The organism is Polaromonas sp. (assembly GCF_043778355.1).
In the GTDB taxonomy this organism is placed as follows: domain Bacteria; phylum Pseudomonadota; class Gammaproteobacteria; order Burkholderiales; family Burkholderiaceae_C; genus Polaromonas.
The window spans coordinates 59,932-73,333 of the sequence record NZ_JAYWHI010000024.1 but is presented as its reverse complement, the minus strand read 5'-3'; the positions used below and the strand labels follow the sequence as shown (position 1 = coordinate 73,333).

Here is a 13,402-nt window from a genome sequence, read left to right as displayed (position 1 = left end):
GACGTTGATAGGTCAGGTGTGGAAGCGCAGTAATGCGTTAAGCTAACTGATACTAATTGCTCGTGCGGCTTGACTCTATAACTTTGATTTGTTGTAAGCATTACAGAAATGTGGTGTTCAACAAGTTCGAATGTTTGTTATGTTCAAGTTGTTTAGACGTGATCGAAATATATATAAAAGCTGATTAACTCTATGAATTCGTTGTGTTGACTCCTAAATAGGAAATCAACGCGACAACAAGTTATGCCTGATGACCATAGCAAGGTGGTACCACTCCTTCCCATCCCGAACAGGACCGTGAAACGACTTAGCGCCGATGATAGTGCGGATTCCCGTGTGAAAGTAGGACATCGTCAGGCTCTTACAGCAAGAAACGCCCAGTTGACTCAGTCAACTGGGCGTTTTCTTTTGGGCGGAAGAAATGCAAACCGTCAGGGCTACGTCTGCCAAGGTCCGAATGCCTTGCTCTGACGATTTGATGCCCAACTACCTGCGCTTATTTAATCCGCTGATCAGGCGTTGAGAATCAAATCTTCATCCCTGCGCGCCACTGCAGAGCGCTCGAGCTCGGCGGTCAGATGGGCCACCCAATCATCAAATGGAATGGATGCGAAAAACATCGCGCGTATTTGCTGGAAGTAGCTGGTACGCCTCGCCCACTCGAGAAAATCTGCGAACAAAAGTTGCTGCTGTTCAAGCAGCTTGAATTTAAGAAGCACCTTGGCCGCATGATGAGCATGACGGCTTGGATTGCTGACAAAAGCATTCAAGCGTTGACGCGCGGATGCCAGCACTTGGGGACGGTAACCAAACACCGCGCCATGGCCGGGTATGACCGTGCGCGGAGCCAGGCGCTCAATCAAATCCAGTGTGGCCGCTACTTCATCAAAAGCACTGCCTCCCTCAAGCTCGGGGAAAACCACGCCGAAGCCACTTTCCCACAATGCATCTGCCGAAATCAAGGTGCGAGACTGTGGTTCAAAAAGAATTGCCGAATGAGGATCATGGCCTGGCGCCGCATGAATTTGCCAGGACTTGTCAGCCAGCTCGATTTCCCCACCTGGCTTCAGTAAACCAGTGAATTCAAACTGAGGGCACAACTGCCCCGTTGGAACATATGTCAGCGCGACCGGGTCCCAAGCCGAAACCAGATGCGCTTGCCCTGGGGGAATCAGGGTATCCAACTCGGGGTAAACGGCCTGAAGTGCTGAATTACCTCCGCAGTGATCACTGTGCAAATGAGTATTGAGAAGAATGTCGAGCGGTCGCCCCTGCAATGCGGCATCCAAGAGATCAACGGTTTGTTCGGCATGCGTCGCATATCCGCTGTCAACGATGACGTTGGATTCCGTTCCCAGGAAAAGAATGTTGTTGGACGACAGCCATCCCCGCTCAAAAACCAGCATGCCCGCCGGCAACAGCTTGTCCGTCTGCGGGCAGGGGGCTCTCACGCCGCGGTGCGCAGTTCACGCCTGAGAATTTTCCCAACATTTGTTTTCGGCAAATCGTCCCTGAATTCAATGTATTTGGGGCGCTTGTAGCCGGTGAGATTCTGGCGGCAAAATTCGCCTACAGCTTCTTCCGTGAGCGTCGGATCATTTTTCACAACAAAAACCTTGATCGCCTCACCCTGCTTGTCATCTGTAATGCCGATGGCCGCGCATTCCACCACCCCCGGACACAATGAAATCACGTTCTCAAGTTCATTGGGAAAGACATTGAAACCCGAAACAATGATCATGTCCTTTTTGCGATCAACAATTTTGGTGTAACCGGTCTCATCGATGATGCCGATGTCACCAGTACGCATGAAGCCGTCTGCCGTAAAGGCTTTCTCGTTTTCCTCCGGCTGGCGATAGTAGCCAGTCATGACCTGCGGGCCTCTGATGCAAATCTCTCCAGATTCTCCGGGCGGGAGCGATTTCCCGTCATCGTCCTTGATAGCAATGTCTATTCCTGGCAACGGCAGTCCGATCGTGCCTGTGAACTCCCGGTTGAGTACTGGATTGTTGGTGCCAATCGCGCATGTTTCGCTCATGCCCCAGCCTTCGATCATTGGGCTACCGGTCACTTCTAGCCAATGCTTGGCTGTACCTTCAGACGCGGCCATTCCGCCAGCCTGTGAAACGCAGAGACTAGAAAAGTCAACCGACTTGATCTGGGGGTGCTGCAACAGGGCGTTAAACAGGGTGTTCACGGCGGGGAGCATATGGAAAGGACGTTTTTTCAGAACTTCGATGAACTGGCCGAAGTCGCGCGGATTGGGGATCAGGGTGAGATGGGAGCCCCAGCGAATCGCCAGCAGGCACAGGGTCAACGCGAAGATGTGATAGAGCGGCAAAGCGGCAATACCGTTGGTTTTGCTGACATCACCGATACGGCGCAACGCCGGCGTGAACCAGGCTTCCGCCTGCAATACGGCTGCGACGATATTCCGGTGGGTCAGCACCGCGCCCTTGGACAAACCTGTGGTGCCACCGGTGTATTGCAAAAAGGCGATCGAATCCAGATTGGTCTGAGACGGTTTGAGCGCTTTGCCCACTCCCTCAGCCATCACCTGTTTGAAGGGAGTGACGTTGCGCCCGTTCGCCAGAGGCAACTTGTACGCCGGCACCATTTTTGCCAGATGCCGCACCGCGAAAGTGATCCACCGCCCGTACCAGAAGCCCAGCAAATCACCCATCGAGGCAACCACCACCTGCTTGATTGATGTCCTGTCGATGATCTCTTCCAGCGTTGTGGCGAAATTTTCGAGAATAACGATGGTGGTCGCGCCTGAGTCTTTGAGCTGGTGTTCCAGTTCACGGGCGGTGTACAGTGGATTGACGTTGACGCAGGTGTAGCCCGCCCGCAGGATACCGGCCATGGTGACCGCAAACTGGGGAATGTTGGGCAGCATGATGGCCACGCGAGCGCCGGGCTCAAGTCCCTGGGATTGCAGCCACACCCCCATCGCGGAGGACAGCTCATCAAGTTCGCCATAGGACATCCAGCGATCCATGCAAACTGAAAACGGACGCGATGCATTCTTCCTGAACGAGTCCTCCAGCAACTGATTGAGCGAGCGGAACTGCTCGGGATCAATGGTGTGGGGAACACCCTCGGGATAACTCTTGAGCCAAAACTTGTCCATGAAAACTCCTTGTGTGCCATTGTGAAAGCGCAGCGCGCGCCAGCGTATGGGGCTTGTCCCTAATGCGGGCCTGGGTTGGCGAGAAGTTGACGCAATTTCGTCTCGCAGGCGACAGTGTCCAAGTCAAACAAGGCTTCAATCCAACCTGATTCGCGCCTTTCGACCAGTGCTAAAAATGCCGAAGAGCCTTTCATGTCCGCGAAAGCGTCGAACCCGGCCTCCAGAAAAACCTGCAACGAACTGAGGCCGGCCGCAGCTGCGGGTCCCCGCATCATTTTCAGCAAACTGCGCAGGCCGCGTGTTCCTGTCAGGCGATCCAACTCGCTGCCCAGTTGCAGGACAACCTCCAGCTGGCGCAGCCTTGCTGGCCGATCAGCAACTGCCCGCCAGCACTGGATATAGCGGACATGTGCACTGAGTGTGGGACGCGCCAGCCATTGCCGGGCCATCATGTCGTCGAGCTGTTCTGTCAAAGCATGCACTTCAGCCAGTGCAGCCGCCGTTTCAACCACAGCTTGGGGGAAAAGGCGGGCAATGGTGTTTGCAATGCGTGCGAACTGCTGATCGCGCTGTGCGTAATCTTGCTCGCCATACAGCTCATGCAGAAAAAACCCGGTTGCCCTCTGGTAACGGGGGCTGGCCAGAAGGTCGGTGTACGTGGCCTTGAAGCGCTGCGCCTGAAAACGCTTGACCTCAAGGCAAGCCTGTTCGAGCAGGGGCTGGCCCACCCGGCTCAGTCGGAGCAGCGAGACCGCCTGCATGGCGTTACGAATACGGGATGCGGAGGGATCCATGTAAACACGGAGTTTATCTAGGTGCTGCGCCCTATAGAAATACAGGGAGCGCGTGCGAAACTTGATCAATGCAAAGAAGGACCTTGTTCAAGCTTGGCGTCGCCTCGGCGGCGGTGCTCGCCCTGGGTGGCGGCGCTGCGGCGCTGATACAAGCCGGCTTGCATCATGGAAAATTGGCTGAGGCAGGCCGTGAGGTCTTTCGGGCAGTAGGCCGCGCGGTTCTGCAGTCAAGCCTGCCGGCCGATGACGCTGCCCGGCAAATAGCGCTCGATGCCCTGCTTGGGCGAGTCGACGAACTCACCCAGGCATTGCCACCCCATGCGCAAGACGAGCTGTCCCAGTTGCTGTCGTTGCTGGCGAGCATGCCCGGACGACACCTGATGGCGGGTCTGAATCAGGCATGGTCAGCGGCCCCCGACGCGGATATTCAACAGGCATTACAGGGCATGCGGCTTTCTGCCTTGGCGTTGCGGCAACAGGCGTATGCGGCGCTGCATGACATCACCGCAGCGGCTTACTTTACGGATGCTTCAACCTGGCCGCAGCTCGGCTATCCTGGCCCGCCGAAACTTTAAGAATACTGAAGACCGCATGACTCAATTCCTGGACCCGATCCGCGAGGGCCTTCAACGCGGCTGGAAAGTTTTCGGTGGTGTTTTGGGTCAGGCGCCGGAAAAAATTGTCTGTGATGTGGCCATCGTCGGCTCTGGCGCCGGTGCCGGCATTACTGCCGAACTGCTGGCGAGGGCCGGCCTGCATGTAGTGATGATCGAGGAAGGCCCGCTCAAAAGCAGCAGCGATTTCAATCAAAAGGAATCCGAGGCCTACCCGCAGCTCTATCAGGAAAGTGCGGCGAGAAAAACTGAAGACAAGGCGATCAATATCCTGCAGGGTCGCTGCGTGGGCGGCTCTACCACAGTCAACTGGACCAGTTCCTTTCGGACCCCGGCGCCTACGCTCAAGTTTTGGCAGACGCATTTTGATCTGCCGGACTACGGCGTGCAGGCGCTCGCACCCTATTTTGAGCAGGCCGAAAAACGGCTGAACATTCTGCCTTGGCTGACGCCTCCCAACGAAAACAATGACTTGTTGCGGCGTGGCGCAGCCAAGCTCAATATCCAGGCGGCGGCTATTTCGCGCAATGTCAAAGGATGCTGGAATCTGGGGTCCTGCGGACTGGGTTGTCCAACGAACGCCAAGCAATCGATGCTGGTGACCACCATTCCGGCAGCGCTCGACTTGGGGGCCCAATTGCTGACCGAAATGCGGGTAGAGAAGTTTGAGCTGGCCAATGGCAAGGTGACTGCCCTGCATTGCCAGAGCGTGATGCCAAATGGCGCGTTAGCCCATAGCGGGCATGGGCAAGCAGCTACCAAAATAATAGCAAAGCACTACGTATTGGCGGGTGGCGCCATCAACTCGCCAGCGGTGCTTCTGCGTTCCGGCGCGCCCGATCCGCACGGTGTGCTGGGCGCACGAACTTTTCTGCACCCCGTGGTGATGAGTTCGGCAGTTTTTTCGCAGAAAGTGGAAGCCTGGAGCGGAGCGCCGCAAACCATCTACACCGATCACTTCCTGGATACGCAGGCGATTGATGGACCGATGGGCTACAAGCTTGAAGCACCGCCGCTGCACCCGGTGATTTTTGCGTCGACTGTTCCGGGAATGGGGAAAAGCCAGGGCGACCTGCTCAAGACGTTCCCGCACAACCACACTTTGTTGGCGTTGCTGCGTGACGGTTTTCACGAGCAATCGCGTGGCGGGCAAGTCAAATTGCGTGGTGATGGGTCGGCCGTGCTGGCCTACCCGCTGACGGATTTTGTGATGGACGGCGCGCGCCGAGCCCTGCTGTCGATGATGGAAATTCAGTTCGCCGCCGGTGCGCTCCAGGTGTTGCCCTTGCATGAGATGGCCTTGCCCTACACCACATGGAGTCAGGCCCGTGATGCGGTGAACGCCTTGCCCATGAAGCCCCTGCTTACCAAGGTCGTGAGCGCGCATGTGATGGGTGGATGTGGCCTGTCGGGCCGGGAAAAGTCAGGGGTGGTCCGACCCGATGGTGTGCATTGGCAGCTTGAAAATTTGTCAGTTCACGATGGCTCGGTTTTCCCAACCAGCATAGGCGCCAATCCCCAGTTGTCTATCTATGGCATCGTCAACCGGCTCGCGCAGGGATTGGCCAAAAAGCTGACGGGGCAAGAGCTCCTGCTGGCTTGAGTTGGACTTATGCTGGCACGCCTTCAGCGCCTGATCACCTTCGCTTTGCTGATCGCCGCAGTCGCGTGGCTGTTATTTTTCTGGAAAACTTCAACGACGCTGGCGCTCGCCGGTTTCGTCTTTGTGGTCCTGGGTTACTCCGGATTTCTTGCCATTGAATTCGTCGCTTTGCGATTCGTCAATCGCAGTGATCCGACTCCCGCCCCGTCTCTGGCAGAACTCGTCAAGGCTTGGCTGGGCGAAACATTGGCGGCGCCCCGTGTTTTTTGTTGGAGGCAACCTTTTCGCTCTGCCGCGTTTCCAGACCAGTTGGCAGGAGATTCTGTGGTTCGCGGTCGCCGTGGCGTGGTGTTCATCCACGGTTTTTTTTGCAATCGCGGTTTTTGGTCGCCGTGGTTGAAACGCCTTCAGGGGAGCGGCCACGCCTACGTAGCGGTCAACCTGGAGCCGCCATTTGCCTCTATTGACGATTACGCCCCGCTCATCGATGCCGCAGTCCGGCAAGTCACGGAAGCTTCGGGCCGGCCCCCGTTGCTGGTGTGTCATAGCATGGGCGGACTGGCTGCGCGGGCGTGGCTCAAGGCCATGAGGGCGGAGGATCGCATCCATCATGTGGTGACGTTGGGGACGCCGCATCGTGGGACCTGGTTGGCCCGCTTCAGTCGCGTTGCCAACGGACGCCAGATGCAGCTATCCGGCCAATGGCATCAAGCGCTTGACCTGGACATGCCCTCGCACCGCCACGCGTTATTTACCTGCTGGTATTCGAACTGCGACAACATTGTGTTTCCTACTTCAACTGCCACCTTGCAGGGTGCAAACAATCAACTGGTTCGAGGCGCTGCACACGTCCAGCTGGCTTTCCTGCCGCAGATCATGGACGAAGTTTTGGCGATGACGGACGACTGAATCGAGGAAAAGCGGGCATGCATGCGGGCGCCTGGTTGGCGGTAACAAATTGTGTATGCTGGGCCTGCTCTCTTTTGGGCTATTCGCTTGGAATAAACAATGCCTTTGATTGTGTTGATGGAGGACGATGCGGCCACACGTACTCTGGTTGCGTCTGTGCTGAGGAAAGATGGCTACGAAGTCCTGTCGGCCGACAATGGGTTGTCCGGGTTGGAGTTGGTGCGGCACAACAAGCCTGATCTGGTGGTCAGCGATGTCCAGATGCCACTGATGGACGGCTTTGCGATGTTGCAGGCTTTGCGCGCCGACCCGACTATCTCAGCCATTCCCGTGGTATTGCTGACCTCATTGCAGGAGCGCGCGCACATGCGCATTGGCATGACCAGCGGTGCGGACGACTACATCACCAAGCCGTTTCGTCCGGGCGAATTGCGCGAAGCGGCCGCCGCCCAGCTGAACAAGCGGGAGATGCAGGCCGCCGTTCAAGCCATGGCGGTGGAGGCGGCCATTCAAGCCGCACTGGAGAACCAGAAACATCACCTCGCCCGCCTCTATGAAGAAAAGCTGGCATCCGAGTTGAGCGACAAATGGCCTGCCGCCGACGCGGCAAACGAAGACGAAAAATTCTCCAATGCCAGCGTCCTTTTTGTCGATGTCATCAACTACGCGGGACTTGCCGAAAAACTGTCCAGCACAGAACTCAGCGATGTTGTCCGCCAGTTTTACAACAACGCGGGTGACACTGTTCACTTGTTCGGAGCGCGCCACATGCAATTTGTGGGCGAAGGCTTGCTGGTGGTGTTTGTCGACAGCACCGACACGTCCTCGGTCAATCATGGCCTGCGTGCCGTCCGCGCTGCGCTGGGGCTGCTTGATGCGGCCAAGCGTGTACAGAAGTTCCTCAACAGCCAGTTCCCATCACATGGGCTGCCTCGTTTCGATGTCAGCGTTGCACTAAACAGTGGACCTGTCGCGCTCGCCAAGCTCGAAGATCCCTTGCACGGCGGCATACATGTTCTGCCGGTAGGCGACACCGTCAGTGTCACTTTGTTGCTGCAGAAACAGGCCAGCAAGTCCGGCTGGAAGATCGCCGCAAGTGTTGGCATGCTGCGTGGCGTGACCGGCGCGGTGAACACCGGCGCGCGTGCGCTTATTTCGCTGCCTGGACGCTCGGCAGCGCTTGACGCTGCCGAGTTGCTGGGTCTGGCATTGCAGACCTGACGCGCCGTCGAACGGTCGAACACACAACGCTTCAACCTGGTCGCATGCCTCGAAAAACGCTTTCCCTTCGCCGCGTTCTGGTCGTCAGCCTTTTGTTGTTTGCGCTGATGCCGGCCGGATTGGTGGCCTGGCTTATGGCGCGCAGCAGTGCACAGGCGGCGCAAGACCTCGCGGGAGAAATTCTTCTTAACGTGGCGGTCAAGATTGAGGCCGGCGCACAGGCGCATTTGGGGCAGGCCCATCATGCCCTCAATGGCCTTTTCCCAGAACGTCCAAGTGCGTCTCAAACCGAGCAGGCACGGGACTGGCTGCGCAGCGGCGCCGCATTCGAGCCCATGGCGTTTGCATTGGCCAGGCAATCTGCGGAGACACCGCACCTGTACTTTGGCAACAACCGTGGCGAATATTTTTCGGTCGAGAGCACTGCGAATGGCGCGATGGTGCTGCTACGCGGCCCCACAGACGCAGGCTTGCAGGCTTTTGCCGCGCGACGGCCCGGTGATCGATCAAAACCAGTGCCTGTTTCACAGACCAATTTCGAGCCCCGAACCCGCAACTGGTACCAGGGCGCCCTGATTGCCAAAGGACGGGTGTTTTCCCCAATCCAGGTGGTCCCAGGCAAACCGCAATTGTTTGTGACGCTGTCCCAGCCTGTGTATGAAAGTGATGACGGAGCAGCCGGCGTGTTCGGCATTGATCTCTATCTGCAGCAACTCTCCAGCTTGCTGCAAACACAGCGCATCAGCGCGCGGGGAGCCGCTTTCATTGTCGATGAGTCAGGACTGCTGGTGGCGGGGTCGGCTGGTGACCCATTGCTCCGGGACGAAGACGGACAGACCGTACGACGCGGCCCGCAGCACAGCGCGAACCCCGTCATTCGAGAGAGTTTTCTGGCATTTCAGCTCGAGCGTTCTCGCAAACGTGAGGACTCGGTAGCCAGCAACATGGCCCTGCAGCGCTTGGGGGTGCAGGGTAATACCCTGCTGATGGTGCAGCGCCCGTTTGGCGAATCCCTGGGTTTGCGCTGGACCCTGGTGGTAGCAGCGCCCGAGAACGACTTCACGGCGAACATTGATCACGCATGGAAATTATCTCTTGCATTGATCGGCGGACTGATTTTTCTGGGTGCCTTGGCGGCGTTGTACGTTGCCAACCGCATTGGACACCGGCTCCAGCGCCTTGGCCTGGCTGCTCAGCAGCTTGGTCGCGGCGAGGTGCCTCGTGTAGAGCGGCGCACGCGTCTTCGGGAGGTGAGGGAGCTTTCGCAGGTCATGCACAACAGCGCGGAACAGCTCAGGGCTTACCGAGCAGAGGTGCTGGCCAAAACTCGGATTATTGAGGATGCCAACGAAATGCTGGAGCAGCGGGTTGCGCAGCGCACAGTGGAACTGCTGGCGTCCCGCGAAGAGGCTTTGCAGGCGGCTCGGGCCAAAGCCTCATTTTTGGCAACCATGAGCCATGAGATCCGCACGCCTCTTAACGGCGTGGTGGGTATGAGCACCTTGCTCGCAGAGACCTCGCTGGATGAAGAGCAGAGTGACTATCTGCAGACCATCCGGTTGTCGAGTGATCAATTGCTGGCGGTCATCAACGATATCCTGGACTTTTCAAAAATTGAATCGGGAAAGCTGGAGCTGGAGTCCGAGCCCCTGAGTCCGCGCAGCGCCATCGAAGAAGCCTGCGATATTGTGGCGCCGCGGGCCCGGGAAAAGAATCTTGAGCTGATTGTTGATATCCCCGAAACGGCGGGCTCTGGCTTTCCGGAGCTGCCAGCGGCGATCGCTGGAGACATCACACGTATCCGGCAGGTGTTGATCAACCTCATCAGCAATGCTGTCAAATTCACGGAAAAGGGCGAGGTGGCGGTCAGCGTTCGGCGGCTGCCCAATCCTGCTGATGCGGCACGTGTATTGCTCGAATTTCGGGTCACGGACTCTGGCATTGGCATACCGCCAGGCCGGGTGGATGCGTTATTTCAGGCCTTCACCCAGGTCGATGCATCGACCACCCGAAAGTACGGTGGAACCGGTTTGGGTTTGGCTATCTGCAAGCGTCTGGTCGAGTTGATGGATGGTGAAATAGGCGTGGACAGCCTGCCCGGCAAAGGCTCGACTTTCTGGTTTACCATCCGGGCGCCGGCAGCGGCGCTGCCCGCTCTGATGGGCACGGTGGATGCCACTGCCCTGCATGGCAAGCGGGTGCTGGTGGTGGACGACCACCTGACCAATGTGCGCGTCCTGGCGCGACAACTTCAGATGTGGGGCATGCAGGTCAGCAGCGCAGAGTCCGGGGCGCAGGCCTTACACGACATCGCGGCGGAAAAATCTGCGCGGCCGGACATCATCATCACCGACATGCACATGCCCGAAATGGACGGGGTGACGCTGGCGCGAGTGATCAAGTCAAAAGCCGGCCTGGCAGATGTGCCGCTGGTGCTGCTTTCTTCCGGTTTCATGCCGCCAGGTCACGAGGCCGCCCAGTTGTTTGAGGCCCGCTTGCTCAAGCCGGTGCGCCAAAAGCAGCTGTTTGACGCGCTCGCTCGCTGTTTGTCGGCAGGCGAAGGCGACACGCATCCGGCCGAGCTCAAAGCCAGTTCCGCGTCGGCGGCGGAAAAAAGCATGACCTTGCTGGTGGTTGATGACAATGCAGTCAACCTGAAGGTTGCCTGCGCGATGTTGACCAAATTGGGTTATCCGACAGAAACCGCCCTGGACGGAAGGGAGGCTGTACAGGCTGTAGCGCGGGCGCATGGAGCGGGTTGGCGTTATGGCGCGGTGTTGATGGATGTGAACATGCCGCGCATGAACGGTTTTCAGGCGACACAACAGATTCAAACCATGATGGGTCAAAAGGCCCCGCCGATTATTGCCCTGACAGCTGCCGCATCACCCGAAGATCGCGCACGTTGTGTTGCCGCCGGCATGGACGACTACCTGACCAAGCCCTTGCATGTGGCGGCATTGGCGCAGGCGCTGGAGCGCTGGTTGCCGAAAATAGCCTCGGCCGCCGAGGGCTCCGGAAGGTCGCTCAGGCCGGGACCTGGGCGCGCTCCGGCGGCGGGCCCCGCTTCGCAGTCAACCTCCCCGCTGAACATGCCCAAGCCAGCCGTCGCGCCGGAGGTGAAGTTGATCGACTTTGAGCGCTTGGCGCAGTTCAAGGAGTTTGATGACGACAACCTGAGCATGACCCGAGAGGTGATCGGCTTGTTTGTCGCTGATGCCTCACAGCGGCTCAAGGCCATCGACGAGAGCATTCGCGCTGACGATCCGGTTGCGCTGGCTTGGGCGGCACATGCGCTCATTGGCGCAACCAGCAATGTCGGCGCTGTTGCGATGCAGGCTGTTTGCGCAGAACTTGAGCTTGAGGCCAAAAAAGGCCGCGTACCTCCTAACTCCGCACGGCAGTTCGACAGGCTTCAGGCGTATTGGGAGAAAACCAGGATCATTTTGAACACCTGGGTTTGAGGCCCCATCGAAGGCAAGTTGTTCACGCGAAAAAGCACGCCTGACAAGTGTTTCAAAAGTGGGCGCACGCTAACTATGTGAAGGTTCCGCCTCATTGACCTCTCCAAACTTGTGAAATTGTTCACATTCAACAAGCGGCATATTCACTATCCAGATTGGGGCCAGCTTCATACGCTTAACAAACTGTAACGGTTACAAGGCACGTGAAGATGAATACCCTGTTGAATGCCGGATTTACGGACCCGGCCCCGCTTCTTGCCGACCTGGAGCTCTCGGAGTCGAGCGCGGATCTATTCAGTACGTTGATCGATGTTCTGGCGCATGGCGTGATCGTGGTGGGGGAGCGCGGTCAGCTTGTTCATGCCAACCAGGCCGCCCGGGCCGAACTCAACCGTCGCAGAGTGCTTGAGAAGGTCGGCGATGAAGTCCATGCACTTACGCCGGCAGACGGTAAAACCCTGCACATGGCCCTGAACAAGGCGGTGGCGGGAAAGCGCAGCTTGATTAACGTCAGCTCGGGCGGCCTGAGCCTGATGCTGGCGGTGGTTCCACTCAAGCCTGAGATCGGCGCAAGGGAAATCCGTATCGCGCTGCTCTTTTCGCGCGCGGAGGTGTGTGAATCCGGGATGTTCGGGTTTTTCGCCCGCAGTTATGGTTTGACCCAGACTGAAGAACAGGTGTTGATCATTCTGTGCAAAGGGCTGAGCACGCCGGAAATTGCCCTTCAGATGAAGGTGGCTGTGTCGACTGTCCGCAGTCATGTGCGCAGCCTCTGCGCCAAAACCGGCTCCAGCGGGGTGCGCGAACTGGTCAACAGGGTGGCCGTTTTGCCGCCGGTGGCTCCGTTGCACCTGGTACAAATCCACTAAAAATTCCTCGCGGCCAGCGCGGGCGCCCACACTGGCGGCACGCCACGTGCTAGATTACGGCTCATCATGAGCTCGTCAATCCCCTCTGCTGAAGACCTGTACACATCGCTGGTTCCGGAATTGCGCTCGCTGGCGCGTCGCGGGGTGCAGCGTACCTACCGTAAAAATGCGGTCTTGATCAACGAAGGTGAAGCTGGTGACAGCCTGTTTGTGCTTCTCAAGGGAAGTGTCAAGGTGTTCGCCATGGACGAAAGTGGACGTGAAATCACCTACGGCACCGTCCACGCGGGTGACTATTTTGGTGAAATGTCCCTCGATGGTGGCCCCCGGTCGGCCTCGGTGATGACGCTGGAGCCTTGTATTTGCGCCGTGTTGAGCCGCGCTGACGTGAGCGAGCACCTGGTCGAAGAGCCCGAATTTGCCATCAATTTGGTGGTCCAGGTGATCCGCCGTGCCCGTGCTGCGACGGAAACCGCGCGGAACATGGCCTTGCTCGATGTTTACGGCCGGCTGGTGGCCTTGCTGGAGGAGCGTCGCGAGGGCGCGACCGAGGGCGAGGGAAGCAGCGCGACGCTGGAATCCATCACCCACCAGGACATTGCCAACCGCGTGGGGGCTTCGCGCGAAATGGTCAGCCGACTGCTCAAGGACCTTGAAAAAGGCGGCTATATCGAACTGGGCATCCGCCGCATCACGCTGCTTAAAAAGCTACCCAGCCGCTGGTGACCCTCAGGGCCTGACGGCCTGAATTTCCCAGGACATGACCTGGCGGGGCCCTCGTACCAACCGACAGCC

Annotated in this window: 10 protein-coding genes and 2 rRNA genes; 9 read left to right on the top strand and 3 right to left on the bottom strand. The window is 58.0% G+C overall.

Features of this window, described 5'->3' with window-relative positions; genetic code table 11:
- Positions 1–77 (top strand): 23S ribosomal RNA (locus ACH2CW_RS04010); the annotation flags it as partial.
- 169 nt (positions 78–246) lie between these two features.
- Positions 247–359, top strand: a 5S ribosomal RNA gene (gene rrf / locus ACH2CW_RS04005).
- A gap of 153 nt (positions 360–512) precedes the next feature.
- Here the strand turns inward: rrf and ACH2CW_RS04000 are convergent.
- From ACH2CW_RS04000 to ACH2CW_RS03990, 3 genes are read right to left on the bottom strand one after another with little or no spacing between them, the layout of a single operon-like run.
- Positions 513–1,406: an MBL fold metallo-hydrolase gene (locus ACH2CW_RS04000; protein WP_395055553.1), complete on the bottom strand. Its 894-nt coding sequence runs from the start codon at positions 1,404–1,406 to the stop codon at positions 513–515.
- Between the two features lie 41 nt (positions 1,407–1,447).
- Complete coding sequence (locus tag ACH2CW_RS03995; RefSeq protein ID WP_395055552.1) at positions 1,448–3,133, bottom strand: AMP-binding protein; 1,686 nt, start codon at positions 3,131–3,133, stop codon at positions 1,448–1,450.
- 59 nt (positions 3,134–3,192) lie between these two features.
- Positions 3,193–3,927 (bottom strand): FFLEELY motif protein, encoded by a 735-nt coding sequence (locus ACH2CW_RS03990; RefSeq protein WP_395055551.1) that lies wholly within the window; start codon positions 3,925–3,927, stop codon positions 3,193–3,195.
- 83 nt (positions 3,928–4,010) lie between these two features.
- Between ACH2CW_RS03990 and ACH2CW_RS03985 the strand changes: the two genes are divergently transcribed.
- The 7 genes from ACH2CW_RS03985 (at position 4,011) to ACH2CW_RS03955 (ending at position 13,333) form a co-directional block, all read left to right on the top strand.
- On the top strand, positions 4,011–4,502 hold the full coding sequence (locus tag ACH2CW_RS03985) for a hypothetical protein (RefSeq protein ID WP_395055550.1): 492 nt from the start codon (positions 4,011–4,013) through the stop codon (positions 4,500–4,502).
- A 16-nt stretch (positions 4,503–4,518) separates the two neighbouring features.
- On the top strand, positions 4,519–6,144 hold the full coding sequence (locus tag ACH2CW_RS03980) for a GMC family oxidoreductase N-terminal domain-containing protein (protein ID WP_395055554.1): 1,626 nt from the start codon (positions 4,519–4,521) through the stop codon (positions 6,142–6,144).
- A 9-nt stretch (positions 6,145–6,153) separates the two neighbouring features.
- Entirely contained in the window at positions 6,154–7,053 is a 900-nt protein-coding gene (locus ACH2CW_RS03975; RefSeq protein ID WP_395055549.1) for an esterase/lipase family protein, read from the top strand.
- A 99-nt stretch (positions 7,054–7,152) separates the two neighbouring features.
- Complete coding sequence (locus tag ACH2CW_RS03970) at positions 7,153–8,274, top strand: response regulator (protein ID WP_395055548.1); 1,122 nt, start codon at positions 7,153–7,155, stop codon at positions 8,272–8,274.
- A gap of 44 nt (positions 8,275–8,318) precedes the next feature.
- Positions 8,319–11,738: a response regulator gene (locus tag ACH2CW_RS03965; protein WP_395055547.1), complete on the top strand. Its 3,420-nt coding sequence runs from the start codon at positions 8,319–8,321 to the stop codon at positions 11,736–11,738.
- Positions 11,739–11,947: 209 nt separating this feature from the next.
- Positions 11,948–12,607, top strand: coding sequence for a helix-turn-helix transcriptional regulator (locus ACH2CW_RS03960; protein ID WP_395055546.1), 660 nt, complete (start codon positions 11,948–11,950; stop codon positions 12,605–12,607).
- Positions 12,608–12,673: 66 nt separating this feature from the next.
- Entirely contained in the window at positions 12,674–13,333 is a 660-nt protein-coding gene (locus ACH2CW_RS03955; protein ID WP_395055545.1) for a Crp/Fnr family transcriptional regulator, read from the top strand.
- Positions 13,334–13,402: the final 69 nt, after the last annotated feature.

Coding starts and splice junctions, on each gene's coding strand:
- ACH2CW_RS04000 (WP_395055553.1), bottom strand. CDS start 1,406: ATGCTGGTTTTTGAGCGGGGATGGCTGTCGTCCAACAACATTCTTTTC.
- ACH2CW_RS03995 (WP_395055552.1), bottom strand. CDS start 3,133: ATGGACAAGTTTTGGCTCAAGAGTTATCCCGAGGGTGTTCCCCACACC.
- ACH2CW_RS03990 (WP_395055551.1), bottom strand. CDS start 3,927: ATGGATCCCTCCGCATCCCGTATTCGTAACGCCATGCAGGCGGTCTCG.
- ACH2CW_RS03980 (WP_395055554.1), top strand. CDS start 4,519: ATGACTCAATTCCTGGACCCGATCCGCGAGGGCCTTCAACGCGGCTGG.
- ACH2CW_RS03975 (WP_395055549.1), top strand. CDS start 6,154: ATGCTGGCACGCCTTCAGCGCCTGATCACCTTCGCTTTGCTGATCGCC.
- ACH2CW_RS03970 (WP_395055548.1), top strand. CDS start 7,153: ATGCCTTTGATTGTGTTGATGGAGGACGATGCGGCCACACGTACTCTG.
- ACH2CW_RS03965 (WP_395055547.1), top strand. CDS start 8,319: ATGCCTCGAAAAACGCTTTCCCTTCGCCGCGTTCTGGTCGTCAGCCTT.
- ACH2CW_RS03960 (WP_395055546.1), top strand. CDS start 11,948: ATGAATACCCTGTTGAATGCCGGATTTACGGACCCGGCCCCGCTTCTT.
- ACH2CW_RS03955 (WP_395055545.1), top strand. CDS start 12,674: ATGAGCTCGTCAATCCCCTCTGCTGAAGACCTGTACACATCGCTGGTT.